Source organism: Clostridium sp. FS41 (assembly GCF_000954015.1).
In the GTDB taxonomy this organism is placed as follows: domain Bacteria; phylum Bacillota; class Clostridia; order Lachnospirales; family Lachnospiraceae; genus Enterocloster; species Enterocloster citroniae.
On record NZ_JYHN01000069.1, the window covers coordinates 97,634 to 118,921 of the forward strand.

Here is a 21,288-nt window from a genome sequence, read left to right on the forward strand (position 1 = left end):
ACAAGGAGGTTTTCATGAATCTAAAGGAGATAGAGTATATTGTAAAAATCGCGGAGGAGCGCAATGTGACAAGGGCGGCAAAAAAACTGTTTCTCACCCCCTCTGCCCTGAACCAGCAGCTGCTCCATCTGGAACGCGAGATCGGCACGCCCCTCTTTTTCCGTTCGCGCACCGGATGGTCTCCCACGGAAGCCGGGGAGGTCTACCTCAGCGCTGCCAGGGAAATGCTGCGTCTAAAGCGTGAGACCTATCATCGCCTCCAGGATATCACTGACGCAAAAAAAGGCTCTCTCTCCATCGGTTTCCCGCCGGAAAGAGGCGCCCACATGTTCACCAGTATCTATCCTGTTTTTCATAAAGAGTATCCAGGTATTGTGATCAATGTATCGGAGGTAAGCGTCCGAAGGCAGCAGCAGATGATCATCCAGGGCAGCCTGGACATAGGGTTCATGACCCTGCAGGATAATCAGCGCACAGATGATGAGTATCTGCCTATCAGCGCCGAGGAGCTGGTGCTGGCCGTCCCGTCCGTCCATCCCCTGTGCAGCCAGGCAAAGCCCGGCGGCAAGGGTCCTTATCCGGAACTGGATCTGGAAGGCCTTAAGTACGAACCCTTTGCCCTGATGTACAGGGAATCCACCATCCGCCAATGGGTTGACACCATCTTCCGGCAGGCAGGCTTTGTTCCCAATGTACTGTTTGAGACAGCCAGGGCCCGGACCATTCTCCATATGGTGGGAGCGAGGATGTGCTGCGGCCTGGTGCCTGAGTCAGATACACTGGCTCTGCGGGAGGATGTATCCTATTTTTGCCTGCCGGACCACCCTTCATGGAAGATTGTGGCCAGCTACCGCAAAAACAGTTACCTGAGCAGTCCTGCCATGTACCTGGTCCAGCTGGCATCACAGTATTGGCAGGATCCTAGCAGAGTTTCTCCATAACTGAGGCCGATGTCTTTTCATTGTTCACACTGCAGGTATCATAGTATCTTCTGTAATACTCGGTGTACAAAAGGTCAATGAGGAACAGCTGGCTGATCTCCGCCGATGAAGAACCAGCCTGCAGCGGACTTTCATTGGCGCCGCACAGCAGTACCATGTCGCCGTAAGCAGTCAGAGGGGACTTGACGAAACGGGTGATACATACAATTTCCGCCCCTGCCTGTTTGGCCAGCTGTGCCACATGGATGGTATCCTTGGTGGCTCCCGAATAGGAGAACACCACAGCCACCTCACCCTTGGTCATGGTGGAGGCCATCATGGCCTGGATATGGGAGTCTGATGCGCAGTACACCTTGGACTCTATTTTAAGGAATTTGTCGGCCGCCTTCATGGCCGTGGTCATGCTGGTGCCCACGCCGTAAAAACAGATGCGCGTGGCGTTGTGGAAACACTGGATAACCTGTTCAAAATGGTCTCTCTTAAGAAGGGATTGGGTCTCCTTAAGTGCGTTTATATTGGAAGCCAGCACCTTCTGGACCACCTCGTCAAAGGTGTCATCCAGGTCGATATCCCCTTCCATCTGTCCCATGCCCTGCCTGCCCTCATTAAGGCTCAGGGACAGAAGCATTTTAAATTCCTGATACCCTTTGCAGTTCATGGTCTTGCAAAACCGGAACACACTGGTATCACCCACGTTGCAGACCTCGGCCAGTTCCGTGATGGACATGAACAGAACTTTTTTAGGATAGTTGAGGATATAGTCCGCCACCTTTTTTTCCGCTTTTGTAAACTGGTTGTACTCTCCTCTGATCCTCACTAAAAAATCCGCTGTCATTTGCCTTCCTCCTTTGGCTGCCCGAAGCCTGAAAAATAAATTTATTAACAGTTCAGAACGGCGTGAAAATGGGTACAAAAGCGGGCGTTAAGCTTGCTCATAAGTCCGTTTTTGCACCCATTTTCACATTGGATGGACATCCGATGCTTCTTGACCGGCTTTTCCGGTCAAGAAGATGAGCCGTACTGAACAGTTACAATTTATCTATATTATAAAAAAAAATATTTCTTTTAGCAAGAGAGGGGTGTACTTCTTATGAAGCATTTGTCTAAAAAAGAACTTTTCTCAATTCCTAACCTGATGGGATATTTCCGCCTTGTCATGATTCCGGTATTTGTATGGCTGTATCTCCACGCTGTGACGGACGCAGACTATTACAGGGCTGCCATGGTCATGGGCATTTCCTCCATCACCGATATGTTTGACGGTATGGTTGCCAGGAAATTCAACATGATCACGGAATTCGGCAAGTTCCTGGACCCTCTGGCCGACAAACTGACCCACGGCGCCATCCTTCTCTGCCTTTTAAACCGCTATCCTCTGATCCTCCTGTTAGTCGTCCTTTTTGTGGCAAAGGAAGGGTTCATGCTCGTTATGGGCGCCATCAAGCTGCGCCAGGGCAAAAAGCTAGACGGCGCCATGTGGTTTGGGAAATGCTGCACCGCCCTGCTTTTTGTAGTCCTCTTCCTTTTCCTCCTGTTCCCCCATATGCCTATCCCTCTGGTCAATGGGCTGATCCTGCTGTGCGGGGTAGTGATGGCGGTGACTCTTGTGATGTATGTACGGGTGTTTAGACGGATGTAGGGCCGGCCTTAAACCGGTATCCCCTCCTTGATCGCCGCCACAAACCTCCTTGTAATATCTCCTGGCTCATCGCACTCCTCCCCTTTCTAAAAATGGAACATATCCAGTTCCTCTGCCTGATACTTTTCCTTAATTCTGAGAATCTCTTCCTTAAGGCCCGTGAGTTCTGAATCCTCATAGTTGTAGAACGGCTTTCTGGAGTACCCGGATTCCAGCCCTCTCCAGTTCATCATACCGTGGAGCACGGATGGGAAATCATATTTCAGGGCCGCTAAGATCACCTCATCCGCAATCTTCTGAAGCCTCATTCCTCCCTTGATATCGCTCTCCTCCACCTTGGCCAGAATCTTCTTGTACAGATCCGGGAACAGGTTGTAGAAGGAACCGATGATACCGTCCGCCCCTGCGCACATGCCGGAAAATGCCATCTCATCACAGCCTGAATAGATCATGAAATCACTGCCCAGCTTTTCCTTCAGGTATCCCATCTCATCATGGGATCTTGCCGTGTATTTGAGGCCGTGCACATTGGGAAGGTCCGCCAGCTTCAGCAACAGGCCCATGTCCATAAGCCCTGCCAGCTGGATGTTATAGACCACCATGGGAAGGGGCGTTGCCTCAGAGATATCTTTGTAATAGCTGTAAATATCATCCGCCCTGAACTTCCAATAGAAAGGAGGCACAGACGAAATGGCGTCCGCCCCTGCCTCATAGGCGTGCTTTGCCAGTTCAATGGATTTCTTTGTGCCAATATCCCCCACATGTACGATTACCGGAACCCGCCCTTTAACCTGATCGATCACAGTGTCCACCACCAGGTTCCGCTCCTCGGCGGTCATGGTAAAGCATTCTCCCGTACTGCCGGTGAGATAAAATCCGTCTGCTCCATGGTCCAGCATAAAATCCACCATACGTCTGGTGCACTGGATATCAACATTTTCCTCTTTGTCAAAAAATGTCATCATTGCCGGGATGACTCCCTTGATCTGTGTCATTTTAAATTTACTCATGATTGCCTCCTGTTGTTTGAACCTCTTTCTTTGCAGCTGCCTGCTCGCTGACGCGGTGGCAGCATACCATATGTTCCCTCCCTTCCTGCATGATAATGGTGGGATGGGGTATCTCGGTCCTGCATTTTTCCATACACTCCGGGCACCTTGGGTGGAAGGTGCAGCCGGACGGCGGGTTCACCGGGCTGGGTACATCGCCCTGAAGCGGGATCCTCTTGCGCCTCTTATCTATATCCGCAATGGGAATCGCGCTGAGCAGCGCCTTTGTGTAAGGATGGAGCGTATGTTCAAATAGCTCTTCCGTATCCGCCATCTCCACTACCCGCCCCAGGTACATGACCACGATCCGGTCACTGATGTATTCCACCACGGACAGGTCATGGGTGATAAACATGTAAGTGAGGCCGCGCTCCACCTGGAGCTTTTTCAGAAGCTGCAGCACCTGGGCCTGAATGGATACGTCCAGGGCCGACACAGCCTCATCGCACACAATAAATTCAGGGGATACGGACAAGGCTCTGGCTATGCCGATCCTCTGCCTCTGGCCGCCTGAAAACTCATTGGGATACCGCTCCATGTACTCCGGAGGCAGGTTAACTGCTTCCAGAAGCTTTGCTATCTTTTCCTTCCTGACCTTTTTGCTCCTCTCCCCAAACCGGATCAGGGGTTCCTGCATGGAACCGAATATGGTAAAGGACGGATTCAGGGAGGAATATGGATCCTGGAACACGATCTGCATCTTGCACCGGGCTTCATCCAGCTCCCTCTTATTCATACCGATCAGCTCCCTCTCCCCTGTCTCAAAGGAATATCGGATACTGCCCTCCGTGGGTTTGATCAGCTGAAGGATACTTTTCCCCAGGGTGGTCTTGCCGCAGCCGCTTTCTCCTACCACACCCAGTATTTCCCCCTTGTATATGTCAAGGTTCACATCATCCACTGCCTTCACATACCCCACGGTCCGCTTAAATACCCCCTGTTTCACAGGGTAATACGTCTTCAGGCCGTTTACCTTAATGAGCACATCCTTTTTGTCTGCCATTATCTCACCCCTCCTTTCCCATCAGGTCATGAAAGCATCTGCAGTAATGGCCCGGCTCCAACTGGACCTCGGGGGGCATTTCCTCCATACACCGGTCGGCGGCGAATTCACACCTTGGCGCAAACTGGCAGCCTTTGGGACGGTTATATGGATCGGGTGTAGAGCCTTTGATGGGTTCCAGCTCCTGCTTCTTGCCCCGTCCCAGCACAGGTATGGACTTAAGAAGGGCTCTTGTATAGGGATGGGCCGAATGGGTCAGCACAGCTCTGGCATCCCCGCTCTCCACAATATTGCCCATGTACATTACAGCCACATTGTCGGCCAGCTCGGCAACCACACCCATATCATGGGTGATGAGCAGGATAGCCGCATCATGATTATTCTTAAGGGCCAGCATCAGCTCAAATATCTGCGCCTGGATCGTCACATCCAGGGCCGTGGTGGGCTCATCCGCTATGAGCACCCTGGGCTGGCAGCTCATGGCCATGGCGATCATGGCCCTCTGGCACATGCCCCCTGAAAACTGGTAAGGGTATTCATCCACCCGCTTCTCAGGAAGTGGGATCCCCATGTCCTTTAACAGGCTGACCGCCTTCTCCTTTGCATCGCTCTTGCTCTTTGCCCTGTTATGATAGAGAAGGGATTCGTTGATCTGGTATCCCACTGTAAAGACCGGATTCAGGGCCGTCATAGGGTCCTGGAATATCATGGCGATCCCATCTCCGCGGATCTCACGCATCTCTTTTCCCTTTCGCTTTAACCGGTCGATCCTTATATCCTTACCCTTGTCGTAAAAATGTATCTCCCCCTTCTCAATCCTGGAAAGATCAGGCAGCAGGCCCATAATGGAATTGGCGGTCACGGATTTGCCGCACCCGCTCTCTCCCACGATACACATGATCTTCCCCTTCTCCAGCTGGAAGGACACGCCCCGAAGGACTTTGTTGCATCTCTCATTGTTATAAAAATTAACTTCCAGGTCCTGGACTTTCAATACTACGTTATCGCTCATGATGTATTATCACACTCCTTGCATTGAGCACTTAGCGTCTGTCTTTTAGACGCTTATGTGCGAAAGCACTTCACGATTCTTAGCGAGGTCCTTTCGAGCTTAGTATCGTGAAGTTTCCCCTGGCACTTAGCGTCTGTCTTTTAGACGCTTATGTGCGAAAGCACTTCACGATTCTTAGCGAGGTCCTTTCAAGCTTAGTATCGTGAAGTTTCCCCTGGCACTTAGCGTCTGTCTTTTAGACGCTTATGTGCGAAAGCACTTCACGATTCTTAGCGAGGTCCTTTCAAGCTTAGTATCGTGAAGTTTCCCCTGGCACTTAGCGTCTGTCTTTTAGACGCTTATGTGCGAAAGCACTTCACGGAAGCACATTGGTTATCCGATCTGGGACGGGTCCGTGGCATCCCTCAGACCGTCACCGATAAAATTGATACCCACCACAAACAGCGTCACCACAATACCTGTTGGCAGCCATACCCACCAGGAATTCTTCAGTATCATCAGGTCCTGGGCCGCATTCAGGATATTGCCCCAGGTGGCCACCTCCAGAGGAACACCCAGTCCAAGAAAGCTTAGGGATGCCTCCTGGAGGATGAACATGGCAGTGGAAAGGGTTATGTTTACAAAAATGGGGCCGATGGCATTGGGCAGCATGTGGACAAATGCGATCCTCATGCTTCCGATTCCAAAAGCTTTCAGCGCCTGTACATATTCTTCCTCCCTCAGGGACAGCATCTGGGACCTGGCCATACGGTACATGGAAGGCCAGCCCGTAATGGAAAATATAAATATCAGGTTCCATAAACTCTGGCCCGTAATGGTCACCAGGATCAGAACCAGGATGATCTGGGGAAATGACATAAGAATCTCTGATATCTTCATAATGATACCGTCAAACCAGCCGCCCTTGTAACCTGCAATGGTTCCCAGGGATACGCCTAAAACCGTTGCGATCAGCGCGCTTCCAAGGCCCACGCCTATGGATATGCGCCCCCCATAGAGAACCCTGGCCCATATATCCCTGCCGATTTTATCAGTTCCCATAATATGGGAGGCAGTAGGCGGGCTCAGGATGTTGCGCAGGTCCACCTTGGTGGAACTGTACTGGGTAAACAGGGGCGCACACAGGCACATGAACATGATCACAAAGAATATGATAAATCCCAGTACGGACAGTTTGTTGGCAAACAGCTTCCTGAGGGCACGGTTCTTGATCCCTTTTTTTATACGGCCGGAGTTTTCCCTCTCCAGGATCCGGTCCATTTTCCGTTCAAGTGAACTTTTCATCCCGCACCTCCTAACTCAGTTTAATCCGCGGATCCAGCACTGCTGTGATGATATCCACGATGATGCTGGCCACAAGCACCAGCAGGACACTGAAGAAACCGATGATCATGACCAGGGGTGTATTCTGGGAGCGCACAGCTGAGACAAAGAGCACACCGATACCCGGCCACTGGAACACCTCCTCCACCACCACAGCACCTCCGATGAGCATGGGAAGGCGGAAACCGATCAATACCACCACCGGCGTCATGGCAGCCCTCAGCCCATGGAGAAGATTGACCCTCCACTCAGGCAGGCCCTTGCTTCTGGCTGTCTTCATATAATCGCGCCCCATGGAATCCAGCATGCTGGAGCGTCCATAACGCATAACTCCTGATGTCAGGGAAAATCCCAGCACAGTGGCAGGCATGATCAGATAGGGCAGCCGTTGAATAAAGTTCTGTCCCGCATAGGCCATCCGGCCTCCCACCGGAAGGATGCTGGTGTGGAGTGCAAATGCATTAATGCAGATGAGTCCCAGCAGGAACTGGGGGATCGCCACACCTACCATTCCAACAATACTCAAGATCTGGTCCAGGACCGTTCCCTTTTTAAGGGCACAGACAATCCCCAAAAGAATACCGAAAACAGAGGACATGACCAGGGAGGTAAAGGTCAGCTCAATGGTTGCCGGAAGGTGGTTCTTCATCAGGGTAATGACAGGGACACCGCTCTGCAGGCTGTATCCGAAATCACCGTGAAGCATTCCGGCCAGCCACTTTAAATAGCGCAGGAAAAACGGGTCGTTCAGGCCCAGGGCCTCTCTCATGGCATTCAGCTGTTCCGGCGACATGGTGGCAAGGGCATCGGGCGGAATCAGGAAATCAACCGCATCACCCGGCATCAGCTCCATGCCCAGATAGATCAGGAAGCTGATTACCAGCATCATGGGAATGAGGGTCAGAATTTTACGTATTATGTAATTACTCATTAAAATTCCTCCTTGCATTGAGCACTTGCGCCAGGTTTTCCGGCGCTTTGTGCGAAAGCCCTTCGCAATACGAAGCAAGATCATCCATAGCTTCGCATCATGGAAGTTCTCTTGTTAAAAAACAGGGCGGACCGTTTTATTACCGGCCCGCCACAGTCCAATCATCCTACTTTATATTCGCATCATGAGGGAACTGGTTGATATAGAAACATCTGGTATAGCGGATATTTGCCGCCGTCACCGTCATACCGTCCATGGCTTCGATGGCCTTTGCATCATCTGTGGATTTGCTCCATGCATAATCGATCTTGCCCGCTCCCGCATTCTTAACCAGATTGCCGTCATTCTCTCCGCTGGCAAACATATAGATGGTATCAATATTTCCTGTTCCGGTCTTGTAGTATCCGTCCCATCTCTTCAGGGTTGCATAGTTGTTGAGGACCACCTCATCAACTTTGTATGGGCCTGAACCGATTGGTTTCTGCCAGAACTGATCTTGCTGCAGCGTCTCGGGGCTTGCTTTCTCCAGACAATGCTTCGGAAGGATGGGCCACTGTGAAAATACCGCAAGGGCATTAGCAGATACCGTGTCAAAGTTTACTGTAATCTTGTTTCCATCGATCTCAACGCCTTCCAGGTTGTCGGTCTTGCCCTCCAGGAAATCAGCTGAGCCCTGGATGGCCTTCATTACCTCGGATGCAACCGCATTGGTTCCCGGGGTCCTTAACATCAGTTCCAGTGTGAACTTAACATCCTCTGCAGTGAGGGGTTCATCATCATGCCACTTTAACCCGTCCCTTAAGACAAACTCAATGGACTTGTCATCCTCAGACACAGCATAGCTCTCAGCCAGCATTCCCTCTGTGGGATTCAGGGAACTGTCCGCATTGATCAGCTTGTCGAAGATCAGCTCAGTGTTGATCATGTAACCCGGATTAACCATGGGATACCAGAAAAATTCTTCCGGTCCGCCGTTGGTGTACATGGTATTGTCCGCCCGGTCGATCTTCCAGTCCAGAATGTTCTTCTCATAGGAAAACTGGTCGTTGCCGAATTTGCTGCCCGCAGTGTCCAGCTTGTCGCTGGTATAGATAAAGCATACCTGGTGATACAGCGGCATGGCCAGTTCATTCTCTGCCACAAACTGCTGGATCTTAAAAAATGCTTCCTTCTGCTCATTGGTATCCATGGTTGCGTTGGATGCTGCAATCATCTCATCCAAGCCATCCTGCTTGGGAACCGAGGAGTTGTTGGATGCAGTGGATGCAAAGCGGTTATAGAACTCACTCTCCGCCAGGGCTGCAACGGCTGCATAGGCCAGATCCCACTTCACAGCGGACGGTCCCTTCTCCTTGTCTGCGGGCGGTACCCAAAGCTGGGCTGCCAGGTCGCCTTCCAGCTTCCTGAACTGGGCCTTCACGCCAACCTCCTGCCAGTACTGGCCGATAATGGTCATCAAATCCACGGTCTGCTGGTCATCATAGTAGTAGACCACGTCCAGGGTATAGTCTGCCGGCCATCCTGCTTCCTTCAGCAGCTCCTTGGCCTTTTCCGGATTATACTCATAGACCGGGATCTCAGGGTTCAGCCAGTCGCCGGGGGCGGTAAAGCTCTTAGCCACTTCCGCCTTTCCCTCAAAAAGGCTGTCCACAATGGCTTCCATGTCAATGGCGTAGGCCAGTGCCTGCCGCACCCTTACATCCGCCAGAGGTGTTCCCAGATCTGTTGCCCCTGCCCCGTCTGCGGAGCTGCCTGAGGTCCCGCCTGCAGGTGCCTGTGTGGTCTGGGCGCCCTGCCCCGCAGCAGTGGTCTCAGCCGTCTTTCCTCCCGAACCACAGCCGGCCAGGGATCCCACGGCAAGAGTTGCTGCCAAAAGCAGGCTTGCTAATCTTCTTTTCTTCATAATCCGTAACCTCCATTTCTTAGTTTGTACTTTGTACTACAAAGTTTTGTAACCTTCATTGCTTTTTCAAGCTATCGTGACTTTATTGTATGATAATTGCACATACATGTCAACATATAATTTATTTTCCCGTGTGTATAATGTACGTATTACGGATATTATCTTGTCGAATTATGTACATTTATAACAGTTCATTGACTTTTTTACTAATATGCAATATGATAAACATATAGTTAGAACTTTATCATACAAATCATACAGCACAGGGAGAATCACAGGTATGGCAGAAGCCAATGGAATGAAAAATCTAAAATCCCGCAAGTTATATCTGCAGGTTTACGATGAAATTAAAAGTTATATAGAGAAGAACCATCTGATGCCGGGAGATAAGCTGCCCTCTGAGATGAAGATGTGCGAAATGCTGGGGGTAAGCCGTAATGTGCTGAGGGAAGCCATCAAATCCCTGGAGATTACGGGCACGGTCTGCTCCACTCCCGGTGTGGGGATTGTCATTCAGGAGTTTAACACTGATTTTTTCCTCAGCAACCTGATCTACAGTATCAGCGATGAGGACCAGCTGCACAAGGAGATCGAGGAACTGCGCCGGGTGCTGGAGCTGGGTTTTGCAAAGGATGCATATGAGAGCATCACCCCGGAGTCCCTGGAGAGCCTGACCAAGGAAGCCAAAACCATGGAGAGCCTGTTTGTCCAGATCAAACAGTCACGCTCCTCCGTATATGGTGCCAGGTTCGCTGAGGCTGACGCATCTTTTCACAAGATACTGTTCCAGGCAGTGGACAATCACCTGTTAAAGTCCATTATTGAGTTTTTCTGGGCATGTGACCGGTATTATAAAGTCAAGACCACCCACAGCAACATGGAGCTCACCGTGGAAAAGCACCTGCGCATCTGCAATGCCATCAAAGCCCGGGATTATCAGAAGTACTATGATGCAATGCAGTTCCATTTTAATGTGGGATATTTTAAGAGATAGACAGGGGGATATTTATGGATCATCTGATACAATCCCAAATGCAGTATGATATTCTGGTCACCGGCGCCGGCCTGGCCGGTATACGGGCAGCCGTAAGCTGCGCCCGGGAAAACCGGAATGTACTCCTCATAACCTCCTCCCGCCTGTGTTCCGGCTCCAGTTTCTATCCTCTGATGGATACCATACACTGCCTGTGTACTGCCGGTCCCCAGGACAGGGAACGTTTCTTTAAGGATATAGAAGACTGCAGCCAAGGCATGAACGACCCATGGATGGGAAGATATTATATCGATCATATTGAAGAGTGTATAGGGAACCTGCCTGAGATGGGCATTGATTTTCACAGGCTTCCTGAAAAGAAGCTGGCATGTTTTGGCCATACGGCCCGGGATCTGTATTACTGGAAGAACTGGGACGCGCTGAGGACAAGGGTGCACCAAGCCATCCGGAAAACCGGGCGCATCACGGTGATGGAGCACACGGACCTGGTACAGCTTCTGGTGTCGGAAAACCGGATCATCGGCGCTCTGCTCCTGGGGCCGGAGGGAATACTGACCATATCCGCCAAGGCAGTAATCCTGGCAGGGGGAGGCATGGGAGGGCTCTATCTCCACAACCTGAACACTGCGGATGTGAACGGAAGCACCCAGGCCATTGCCCTGAAAGCCGGTGCCAAATTGATCAATCTGGAATACAACCAGTTTATTCCGGGTTTTCTGTCCCCTCTCTATAAAACCGTGTTCAGGGAGGGTAGCCTGCGATACTGCACCGGGCTGATCGGACCGGATGGAGAAGATGTGCTGAAGGGACTTCTGCCCCACCAGGCGGATTATGAGGAGTGCCTCATGCTCCGGGAACCCCACGGCCCTTTTACCTTCTCGGATAATTCCAGATATTTTGACATTGCCCTTATGAAGTCCGCGCTGCAGCGTATCGAGGCAGAAGGAGGTACATTTGATGAGTCCTCAGGGTGTCTGATCCGCTACAGCCCTGATATCCTGAAGGATAAACGCGGCTATGTACGGGATTATACGGACTGGCTGCTCAGGGAACACAATATACATATTGAAAAGGACCCCATTTCCATTGCTCCCTTTTTCCATGCGGCCAATGGAGGGATCTGGGTGGATCACGGCTGCTGTACCGGGGTGGAGGGGCTCTTTGCCTGCGGCGAAGGAGCCGGGGGCATCCATGGAGCCGACCGCCTGGGAGGCATGGCCTCAGGAAGCTGCCTGGTATTCGGCACTTTGGCAGCCAGGTCTGCCTGCGGTCATGCTGGAAAGAATCACTTTTCCCCTGTCCCAGTGGATGATATCCGCGGCCAGCTGTACGCCTCCTACCAATGCTGCCCTCCCTATATAAAACAGCCTTTGTCTGATACCGGCCGTATCCCGGATTCTCCCCAGAAGATTTGCCGGCGGGTAAAGGAACTGATGTGGCGGTACGGTGGCATTATACGGACTGAAAAGGGACTGGTCACAGCCCTTGAAGCCATGGATGCCATGGGACTGGTTCTGGATCAGAATATGGGGCTTGATGACTGCGAAGATGCTCCCCAGCTTAAGGCATTCCTAAAAGCCCACCAGTATCTGGATCTGGGCCGTGCCCTGCTGGCATCCATGCTGGCCCGGAGGGAAAGCAGAGGAAGCCATTACAGGGAGGATCATCCTCAGACAGATCCGCTGGCCGGCGCATGGCGTACCGCGGTCAGCCTGACGGACGGGAAATATGTTGTCTCCCAAACACCTGCCCCGGGTTATACGGAACCTTCCTCCTGTTCCTGATACATCTGCTCCTGATAGGCGGAATCCTGATACACACGTTTTAATGTGAATCCCCGCCCTCTCACCTCGTTGATCTGGTTGATGATCATGAAGGCCTCCGGGTCTTCATTCATCACCAGCTGGTTCAGCCTGGGCAGGTCACGCCTGGCGATAACAGCCAGGATCATCTCCTGCTCCCGGTGCAGGTACCCTGTCTCCATGTGGAGAAGGGAGGTGCCGCAGTCCAGGCGCTCTGCAATCAGCCGGTTGATGGTTTCGTATTTCCTGGACACGATCTTCACCTGTATCCTGACATTTCCGGACATCAGAACCTTATTAAGTACCATGGTATATACAATGATCAGCAGGATACCGTAAAGAATGGCATGGGAGTCCGCAGAGATCAGCTGCAGACCCAGGATGATGCAGTCCATGAGATAGAGGCTGAAGGACACATTGATCTCAAATTTTTTCTTGAGGATCAGGGATGGAATATCCATTCCCCCGGTGGAGGCTCCGGCCCTCATGACAATGCCGATACCTGCCCCTATGAGGATGCCCGCATAGATCACGGCCACCAGCTTTTCCTGCATCACAAAACCGCCGAATCCCAGTCCCTCCAACAGTCCCAGCATAAGGGGATAAATAACCGTGCTCAACGCCGTGGTCAGGGCAAACTGTCTGCCCAGGATCCATGCCCCGAACAGGAACATGGTAATATTAAAAATGCTGACAAACAGGCTGATGGGAATTCCCAGGGTATGGGAGGCAAACAGCGCCAGTCCCGTGGTCCCTCCGGTAATCAGCCCATTAGGAACAATAAACAATACCACTGCCGCCGCATACATTGCATTTCCCAGAACAATCTGGCACAACCTTATAATCTCCCTTACCGCTGTCTGTTTCTTTTCCATTATCTTTCATCCTTTCCCACTCTACCCGAATAAAATCCGCAATAAAAAACAGCAGATTTCTCTGCTGTTATAATATACTGTATTGGGTTTTACCATACCAGGCCCTGTACTGTGTTAACCTGATCTTCATCTGTCAATTACCTCAATTCCCTATGGGCAGCATCATTATCTTCCTGATGAACCCATTTATCCGGATGGATCCGCACGCGAATCCAGAGGTTATCGTACCACGTTTTGTGCAGCCTGTCAAGCAGCCCTTCCAATCCCCCAGTTCTTGTGTTACACTGTAAATATAAAAATAAAATCAAGGAGGTACCACCATGAGAAAACTCATCCGCTGTGCAAACCAGTACATCTGGGAATCCGACTGGAAATTCATCAGCCTGCTGAAGTTCTGCCTTTTGTCCCTGGGTATATGCATTGGACTGCGTATTCCCAACCCCAAGAAGAAAACTGTGTTTACCATAGCCGCCATTACATTCATGGTGAGCTACATTCCGCTCATGGCGCGTTTTGTCCAAATTCTGTGCGCGGATGAGGAATAGCGGCTCACCCATAAGATCTGCATTTGATCTACCTGCCTACAGCTTCACTGCTTCAGGGTATCTTAGGGTCTTAGCGCACACATTCAGTTTCTCCAGACGGCGCACCACCTCCCCGGTACACTCCCATCCGCTGTGGAACAGAATGACCTCCCGGGCCCTGATCCTGCTGCAGAGAGCTACAACATCATCATCATCCATGTGCACCTTAAACACGATCTTTTCTCCTATTGCCCTGATCTTACACTGTTCTCTACAGGTCTTGTCCAGAACCGCGTATCCCATTGTTCCCAGGGCGGCATGGCCTGTGATGATGATCTTATTACCGTAGTCCCCTTTAAGAAATTCATAATATTCAAGACTTACCGGAGTTGTGATCATTCCATCCGGTGTCAGATACACGGCAGCCCCTTCTGATCTAAGGGCTACCTTTCGTTCTTCCCCGGAACGTATGATTGTCACCTCAGGCCCTGAGCGCCCTTCCATCCCCGGCTTAATCCACCGGGTCTGACCTGACAGTTCCATCCGGCTGTCCGCCACTGACTGCTCCGCATACAATCTGATTCCGGGCAGGTTCTTTTCCAGATATATCAGTATATCTATACCCCGCCCTTTGGATGGGACAGGTAAAAGGACTTTCCCACCCGAGTGTACGGTTTCCAGTATGGAGTCTAATAGCGCCCGGTACTGATGGGCCTGGTTCATAACATTCCCTGCATACGCGCAGTTCATGATAGCACCATCACATGGTCCAGGCAGATCAATGGCAAGGCCTGAGGAATCCAAGCACATGTCTCCTGTATAAAGTATCTTTTTTCCTTCCAATGAGAACATATACCAGCATCCCCCCAGCACATGGCCGGAACGGCCTGCGGTCACATGGAATCCGCCGATTTCCTGCTCCCCCAGAGCGACTCGGGCATAGCGTATCTGGCCCGCTTTCTCCATCCCAAAGGGAAGAGTTCCCCCTTGGGAATCTACATAGGACATCCACTTATTAATAAATCCGGGAACCTGGTCCAAAGTCTCAGCAGTCCCGTACACCAGTCCCTCATACCCCAGCTCATACAAAAGAGGAAGTGCCGCTACATGGTCCTCGTGACAGTGGGACAGGAACACTGCTTGAATGCGTGATACGATCTCCCTGGTCAGCTCCGGATAAAAGCCCACACTGTCCCCGCAGATCTCCCGCTTCACGCCACAGTCCAGCAATATATATCCACCCCTAATCCCTATGAGATGGCAGTTTCTCCCATTCTCTCCGCTTCCGCCAAAAGATGACAGGTAAATTCCTTCCTCCGTCATATCTTCATCATCTTTTTTCATTCTCTTCCACATCCTTATTTCATATTTCTTTCATCTGTCCTTGTGACGGGCCACTGGCTCATGCACCATATTTCCTGGTAAGTTCCAGGTAATCCATTATGGTAGCCATGAACTGGCTTCCCGTGTATTGATTCAGGATGCCTCCGGCACAAGCCCTTTCCCCAAACAGCTCCACCCCGTCCCGGCGCACACCGGGACCTGCCAGGAATGAGGGTACCGGGTCTGCAGAATGTTCCCGTTGACAGCAGGGTGTGGAATGATCGGCTGTCATCCCATAGTAACAGTCTTCCTCCCCTATCTGCTCCAGCCAGCAGGAAAACATCCGGTCCACCTTTTCTATGATTTCAGCCTTCCTGTAAGGAAGGTTATCATGGCCGCATAAATCCGTACCTTTTACATGGACCACCACCAGGTCATAATCCTTTAACAGCTTAACCGCTAGTCGGGCTTTGCCCATATGGTCTGTGTCAAACCCTCCGGTAAATCCATCTTCCCGATAACCGTCAAATCCGCACATCCTGCCGATTCCGGTAATTGTGGAATCACCGGCGATCACAGCAACCCTGGCGCCCGGATACCGGTCTGTAAAGGGCGGAAGCACCATGGCCTTTCCGCATCCCCTTGTTAATATAAAGTTAGCCGGAAGCAGGCCCCGTTCTACCCTCTGCCTGTTGATATCGCTTTTCTCCCAGATACGATGTATTTGCTGCTGGAATTTCCACAGGATATCTGCGGTCCGTTTATTCCCGGCATCCTTAAGATCTTGAGGACGTATGACTGCTTCCCCTTCCCTGGCAGTACCAGGGTCTGTATCAGGAACGCTCCACCCCAATCCGCTTCCCCGTATCACCATGGCCAGACGATGCTCTGTCAGCGGCTTTAAGATCAAGCGGCAGCCGTCTACTTCAAGTCCGTTCACCTCTTCCACCAAACCCGCTATATCCCGGGGATCTGAGATCCTTCCCGACCTTCTGTCAATCACCTTAAGATCTTGATCTACAGTGGCAAGATTCCCTCTAAATGCAACATCTCCCAGTTTAAGGGTCATACCTGCGCTATAGGCCTCAATGGACCCTCTACCCGTGTAATACGGCTCAGGATCATAACCAAATAGGCACAGATGTCCCCAGTCAGTACCGCACCTGGCCCCCGGGCGGTAGGGATGCACAAGGCCAGTCATTCCTCTCCTGCACAGTTCATCCAACACAGGGGTTCTGGCATATTCCAGCGGAGTTTTTCCATTCAGTTCATCCACTGGACGGTCCCCAAGACCATCTGCAATGAGCATGATACCTTTGCGCTTTAATCTCCCTGTCACATCTGTCCCTCCCTTGCTTTTTTCAGCCTGTCGGTCATAACAGCCAGTCCCGGCACCAGACAGATTACCCATACCGCTGCCTTTCCCGCCATAGATGCAGTAAAAGGCACATCATATGTGAAGTCCAGGTTTACCGTACCTGCGGGAGCAATTCCCTTTGACACGCCTACTGCCCTTATACCATGTTCCTCTGATAGGATAAAGTCCGCGTAGGCAGTTGGTTTTGTCACCTTGACCACCTGGTTCCCCTGGGGGAGCTCAATGGTCAAGGTGTATTTTCCTATCTTCTCAGGAAAGTAATTGGTAAACTTGTAGGAGATCGGGTAATCCTCTCCTCCATTGACATCTGCTACCTTCTTGCTGCTATAGAAACCAGGACATAAAAACTGTGCTGTCAGCGCCGCACTGCTGTCCTTGTCCGCTGCCTTGATCCTATAAAATCCCACACTTCCAACAGAGACCGGCTCCATGTTTACACCTTCCAGATTTTGGCCTGAAACCTCCCCAAAAGGCTCCATATCCTTAACAGAAGAGATCACATACAGATACCCCTCCTGATCCGGCTCCCCCTCCAGCTGGATGGTAAGAATACCGTCTTTTGTACCAGAGGGCTTAAATGTCTCTTGATAAGAGGACAGGGAAACATATTCCTCTGCCTGTACCTGAAAGGAGGCAACAAATATTCCTATTAAGATTCCTGTCATCAGCGCTGCTGTTTTCATTCTTTTTTTCATCACATTCCCTCCTATACAAGACCTACAATCCTGAACCAGGTGAAATACGCCACCCCTAATATCAGCCATTTTGCCAACAGGACCAGCATGCCATAGATAAACTGATCTTTTACTGAGAAATAACCGGTGCTGTAGAAAATAAGATTGGGCTTGCAGTGGGGCGGCAGTGTAATACTGTCACAGATAGTAAAGCAGGCCGGCAATGCCAGAAGCAGAGGATTCACACCCAGGTTCCCTGCCAGAATGATAATAGCCGGAAGCAGGATGACAACCCTTACATTTTTGCTGGTAAACACCAGATGGCTGAAACTGGCAACAAACATTACGATCATATAAAGTGTAAACGGATTAGCTGATTCCAGATTAAATTTATCAAATACCGTATTAAGAAGAAAGGAAGCCGCACCTGACGCATCCAGCGAAAGCCCTACTGCATATGCCCCTGCGGAGAATACCATCAGGTCCCACGGGATCTTTGTCTCTTTCCAGTTGAGGATTCCTACATAAGGAAGGAAAAACAGGGCAGATGCCAGCAATGCTACCATGACTAGACTGATCTGGAACCCGAACAGTTGGATATGATGTCCGTCTGTTGCCCACAGGAATACGGTAAGGGCAAAAATGCACAAGGCCTTTATCTCATTCCTACTGATCGGTCCCATCTCCTTTAGCTGGTCCTTCAGGGACTGGGCACCTGAGTCGCCGGCACCTGAGGGCGGAGCCTTAACCTCGCTCTTAAACAGAATATTTCCTATGATGATGGAAGCGATCAGTGTCAGGATTGCTATGGGCATACTGGCAATAAACCATTCTCCCCAGGTCACGTTTACATTTGCCATGCTTAGGATATATCCCACTGCCAGAATCTGGGGAGCTGTGGCTGTAAGGATGCCACTGGTTGAAATATTATTAAAATGGATCTCCTGTATCATCAGCTGTTTGCCAAAATTGCTCTTGCCAGGCACTGCCTGATATACATTCAGAACCATAAGGCATATGGGCAGAAGCATGGCTGCCCGGGCGGTGGTGGACGGAACCACAAATGCCAACAGTAGATTTACCACGCCCAGGGAGATCAACGCCTTTTTAGCCGTTGTGCCAAACCGTGAAACAATGAACAGAGCCATCCTTTTTGCAAAACCAGACTTCTCCATTCCAGATGTAATGATAAATGCGGACAACATCAGCCAGATCACATCCTGTCCAAACACAGCCAGTGTATCCTTCTGTGTCCATCCGCCTGTAAATACAAGAAGAACGATCGCCAAAAGAGCTGCGGCATAGGTGGGCACTGCCTGTGTAACCCAGAGCACAAACACCATGCCAAACACGGACAGTGACGCCTTTCCCTGAAGCGTCATCTGTATTGGTGTATCCATTGTGTAAATGAGTGCAAAGACAAGAAGCGCAACCGCGATTCCCATGATTTTCATCCATTCCTCAAAGGACAATCTTCTCTTTTCCTTTTTCACCCCTGAAGAAACCTCCATAAATATCTTGACCTCCCGTCATTTATGTTTTATCATCTTAATAGAACTATTGGTTATATATCCGATCGGTAATTATATTATATTTCTCATTATACCATAAGTCAAATTCCCTTTTTGTCGTCATCATATAACTTTTTGTAATATAGGGAGGTATTCCATGGACATACATAAGATCTTCAGTTTCTGCGCAGTGGTCGATCAGGGAAGCCTTTCCCAGGCAGCTAAAGCCCTTTACTGCTCACAGCCCGCCCTTTCCAAACAGATCCACTCCCTGGAAGCGGAAATCGGCTACCCACTGTTTGACCGTACAGGCAAGAAGATGGCCCTGAATAAGAACGGACAGCTTCTGTATCAGTTCGGCCGTCATCTGGAAAAGGATTTTAATCAGCTGAAAGCTGACCTGTATTCATCCAACCATTCCTATGGGCATGAGATCAGTTTTGGAGCCACCAACTTTATCGGTATCTATCTGCTTCCTCCCATACTCAGTGGTTTCAAAAAACAGTATCCCGATATACCGATAAATTTTACAGTGAACTTTTTTCCTAATATCCTGAACATGCTGGACCAGGACGTGATCAGTTTTGCCATCATTCCCGAGGATGAGGAAACCACCCAGAATCCCGGCTATATCTGCAGGCCCTTCTATGATGACGAGATGCGTGTGGTCTTCCCTCCCTCCCATCCTCTCAGCGGCAAAAAACAGATTATGCCTGAGGATCTCCTTGATTATCCCTTCCTGATCTCCCAGATCCAGTCAGCCACAAGGAAATTTGTGCTCTCACGGCTGCAGTCCTATGGGATTCACCTTGGAAATGTACTCAATATGTACAATACTGAGGCCATTAAGCAGGGGATCCTTAATGGGATGGGAATTTCCGTGCTATCCAGGTACTCTGTATTAAACGAGGAACAGAATGGGCGAATCTGCACCATGCCTTTGCAGGGAATCGATATTATGCGCAGGCTCTACTTTATCCATAAGAAATCCCACATTCTCTCCAAGGAGGAAATGCTGTTCATCAATTCCTTTTTTAAGGAAGCATGATAAACCTAGAACAAAACGAACATAGATAACAAAAGAGTGAAAAAAAAACTGCGCATCCATGGTCTTTCAACCATGATTGCGCAGTTTTCATATACGTTTGGACACAATATCTATTCAGATATACCTATACAGGCAAAGTTATCAATTACTCGATAACGCTTACAACTCTACCAGAACCAACGGTTCTTCCGCCTTCACGGATAGCGAAACGAAGACCCTGCTCCATAGCTACTGGATGAATCAGCTCTACGGTCATCTCTACGTTATCGCCAGGCATACACATCTCGGTACCAGCTGGCAGCTCGCAAACGCCGGTAACGTCAGTTGTTCTGAAGTAGAACTGTGGACGATAGTTGTTGAAGAAAGGAGTATGACGGCCGCCCTCGTCCTTTGTCAGAACGTAAACCTGAGCGGTAAACTTCTTGTGGCACTTAACAGAACCTGGCTTACACAGACACTGTCCTCTTTCGATTTCAGTTCTCTGAACACCACGCAGCAGAGCGCCGATGTTGTCGCCGGCCTGAGCCTCGTCAAGCAGCTTACGGAACATCTCGATACCGGTGATAACGGACTTACGAACGTCCTCATGGATACCGATGATCTCAACTTCGTCATTCAGGTGCAGAGTTCCACGCTCTACTCTACCGGTAGCAACAGTACCACGGCCGGTGATTGTAAATACGTCCTCTACTGGCATCAGGAATGGCTTGTCAGTCTCACGAACTGGGTCTGGCACCCACTCGTCAACAGCCTTCATGAGCTCAAGAACCTTGTCGCCCCATTCGCTGGAAGGATCTTCCAGAGCCTTCAGAGCAGAACCCTGGATAATAGGTGTGTCATCGCCTGGGAACTCATATTCATTTAACAGTTCACGGATTTCCATATCTACTAATTCAAGCAGCTCTGGATCGTCAACCATATCACACTTGTTCATAAATACAACGATATAAGGAACGCCTACCTGACGGGAAAGCAGGATGTGCTCTCTTGTCTGAGCCATAACACCATCGGTAGCTGCTACAACCAGGATAGCGCCGTCCATCTGGGCAGCACCAGTGATCATGTTCTTAACGTAGTCAGCATGTCCTGGGCAGTCAACGTGTGCATAGTGTCTGTTCTCTGTCTCATACTCAACGTGAGCAGTAGAAATCGTGATTCCACGCTCTCTCTCTTCTGGAGCTTTATCGATATTCTCGAAAGCAACTGCCTGGCCTGTACCTAATCTCTCATGCAGAGTCTTTGTGATTGCTGCGGTTAAAGTGGTTTTACCATGGTCAACGTGTCCGATGGTACCAATGTTACAATGAGGTTTGTTTCTTTCAAACTTAGCTTTAGCCATTTTATAACGTCCTCCTTAA

At 50.3% G+C, this 21,288-nt stretch carries 19 protein-coding genes; 6 read left to right on the forward strand and 13 right to left on the reverse strand.

Going from position 1 to position 21,288, the window contains the following annotated elements; all coding sequences use genetic code 11:
* Window positions 1–14 precede the first annotated feature (14 nt).
* Complete coding sequence (locus CLFS41_RS22030) at window positions 15–941, forward strand: LysR family transcriptional regulator (RefSeq protein ID WP_045093496.1); 927 nt, start codon at window positions 15–17, stop codon at window positions 939–941.
* Here the strand turns inward: CLFS41_RS22030 and CLFS41_RS22035 are convergent.
* Window positions 922–1,776, reverse strand: coding sequence for a MurR/RpiR family transcriptional regulator (locus CLFS41_RS22035; protein WP_007866402.1), 855 nt, complete (start codon window positions 1,774–1,776; stop codon window positions 922–924). The genes CLFS41_RS22030 and CLFS41_RS22035 overlap by 20 nt on opposite strands.
* Window positions 1,777–2,031: 255 nt before the next feature.
* Between CLFS41_RS22035 and CLFS41_RS22040 the strand changes: the two genes are divergently transcribed.
* Complete coding sequence (locus CLFS41_RS22040) at window positions 2,032–2,580, forward strand: CDP-alcohol phosphatidyltransferase family protein (protein ID WP_045093497.1); 549 nt, start codon at window positions 2,032–2,034, stop codon at window positions 2,578–2,580.
* Between the two features lie 86 nt (window positions 2,581–2,666).
* On the opposite strand, the gene CLFS41_RS22045 is transcribed toward CLFS41_RS22040, so the two are convergent.
* The 6 genes from CLFS41_RS22045 to CLFS41_RS22070 all read right to left on the reverse strand — a co-directional run bounded on the left by CLFS41_RS22045 (window position 2,667) and on the right by CLFS41_RS22070 (window position 9,801).
* On the reverse strand, window positions 2,667–3,590 hold the full coding sequence (locus CLFS41_RS22045; protein ID WP_045093498.1) for a dihydrodipicolinate synthase family protein: 924 nt from the start codon (window positions 3,588–3,590) through the stop codon (window positions 2,667–2,669).
* Window positions 3,583–4,632, reverse strand: a complete 1,050-nt coding sequence (locus CLFS41_RS22050; protein WP_007866410.1) for an ABC transporter ATP-binding protein — start codon at window positions 4,630–4,632, stop codon at window positions 3,583–3,585. Before CLFS41_RS22050 ends, CLFS41_RS22045 begins: the two co-directional genes overlap by 8 nt.
* A 4-nt stretch (window positions 4,633–4,636) precedes the next feature.
* Window positions 4,637–5,644 carry an ABC transporter ATP-binding protein gene (locus CLFS41_RS22055; protein WP_045093499.1) on the reverse strand — a complete coding sequence of 336 codons (1,008 nt, stop codon included), beginning with the start codon at window positions 5,642–5,644 and terminating at the stop codon, window positions 4,637–4,639.
* Between the two features lie 372 nt (window positions 5,645–6,016).
* Window positions 6,017–6,928, reverse strand: a complete 912-nt coding sequence (locus CLFS41_RS22060) for an ABC transporter permease (protein ID WP_007866416.1) — start codon at window positions 6,926–6,928, stop codon at window positions 6,017–6,019.
* A gap of 10 nt (window positions 6,929–6,938) precedes the next feature.
* Entirely contained in the window at window positions 6,939–7,898 is a 960-nt protein-coding gene (locus CLFS41_RS22065) for an ABC transporter permease (protein WP_007866418.1), read from the reverse strand.
* Between the two features lie 166 nt (window positions 7,899–8,064).
* Complete coding sequence (locus CLFS41_RS22070) at window positions 8,065–9,801, reverse strand: ABC transporter substrate-binding protein (RefSeq protein WP_007866420.1); 1,737 nt, start codon at window positions 9,799–9,801, stop codon at window positions 8,065–8,067.
* A gap of 280 nt (window positions 9,802–10,081) precedes the next feature.
* Here CLFS41_RS22070 and CLFS41_RS22075 point away from each other — a divergent pair, with 280 nt between their 5' ends.
* Both CLFS41_RS22075 and CLFS41_RS22080 read left to right on the forward strand, forming a co-directional pair.
* Complete coding sequence (locus tag CLFS41_RS22075; RefSeq protein ID WP_045093500.1) at window positions 10,082–10,795, forward strand: FadR/GntR family transcriptional regulator; 714 nt, start codon at window positions 10,082–10,084, stop codon at window positions 10,793–10,795.
* A 14-nt stretch (window positions 10,796–10,809) separates the two neighbouring features.
* A complete protein-coding gene (locus CLFS41_RS22080) occupies window positions 10,810–12,579 on the forward strand; it encodes an FAD-binding protein (protein ID WP_045093501.1) in 1,770 nt (589 codons plus the stop codon).
* Here CLFS41_RS22080 and CLFS41_RS22085 read toward each other — a convergent pair.
* Window positions 12,552–13,472 (reverse strand): YitT family protein, encoded by a 921-nt coding sequence (locus CLFS41_RS22085; protein WP_045093502.1) that lies wholly within the window; start codon window positions 13,470–13,472, stop codon window positions 12,552–12,554. The two genes, CLFS41_RS22080 and CLFS41_RS22085, sit on opposite strands and share 28 nt — an antisense overlap.
* Before the next feature lie 320 nt (window positions 13,473–13,792).
* On the opposite strand from CLFS41_RS22085, the gene CLFS41_RS22090 reads away from it, so the two are divergent.
* The gene (locus tag CLFS41_RS22090; protein WP_007866431.1) at window positions 13,793–14,017 is read left to right on the forward strand and encodes a hypothetical protein; all 225 of its coding nucleotides are present in this window, start codon (window positions 13,793–13,795) and stop codon (window positions 14,015–14,017) included.
* A gap of 36 nt (window positions 14,018–14,053) precedes the next feature.
* Here CLFS41_RS22090 and CLFS41_RS22095 read toward each other — a convergent pair whose 3' ends face one another.
* Genes CLFS41_RS22095 through CLFS41_RS22110 form a run of 4 tightly spaced genes read right to left on the reverse strand, consistent with a single transcriptional unit; the run spans window position 14,054 to window position 18,882 of the window.
* Window positions 14,054–15,340 carry an MBL fold metallo-hydrolase gene (locus CLFS41_RS22095; protein WP_007866434.1) on the reverse strand — a complete coding sequence of 429 codons (1,287 nt, stop codon included), beginning with the start codon at window positions 15,338–15,340 and terminating at the stop codon, window positions 14,054–14,056.
* Between the two features lie 58 nt (window positions 15,341–15,398).
* Window positions 15,399–16,658: a 2,3-bisphosphoglycerate-independent phosphoglycerate mutase gene (gene apgM / locus CLFS41_RS22100; protein WP_007866437.1), complete on the reverse strand. Its 1,260-nt coding sequence runs from the start codon at window positions 16,656–16,658 to the stop codon at window positions 15,399–15,401.
* Entirely contained in the window at window positions 16,655–17,392 is a 738-nt protein-coding gene (locus CLFS41_RS22105) for a hypothetical protein (RefSeq protein WP_007866440.1), read from the reverse strand. The genes apgM and CLFS41_RS22105 overlap by 4 nt, the downstream gene beginning before the upstream one ends.
* 11 nt (window positions 17,393–17,403) lie before the next feature.
* Complete coding sequence (locus CLFS41_RS22110; protein ID WP_007866443.1) at window positions 17,404–18,882, reverse strand: DASS family sodium-coupled anion symporter; 1,479 nt, start codon at window positions 18,880–18,882, stop codon at window positions 17,404–17,406.
* A 157-nt stretch (window positions 18,883–19,039) separates the two neighbouring features.
* Here CLFS41_RS22110 and CLFS41_RS29130 point away from each other — a divergent pair, with 157 nt between their 5' ends.
* Window positions 19,040–19,930, forward strand: a complete 891-nt coding sequence (locus CLFS41_RS29130) for a LysR family transcriptional regulator (protein ID WP_007866446.1) — start codon at window positions 19,040–19,042, stop codon at window positions 19,928–19,930.
* Between the two features lie 145 nt (window positions 19,931–20,075).
* On the opposite strand, the gene tuf is transcribed toward CLFS41_RS29130, so the two are convergent.
* On the reverse strand, window positions 20,076–21,269 hold the full coding sequence (gene tuf, locus CLFS41_RS22120) for an elongation factor Tu (protein WP_007866448.1): 1,194 nt from the start codon (window positions 21,267–21,269) through the stop codon (window positions 20,076–20,078).
* Between the last annotated feature and the right edge of the window lie 19 nt (window positions 21,270–21,288).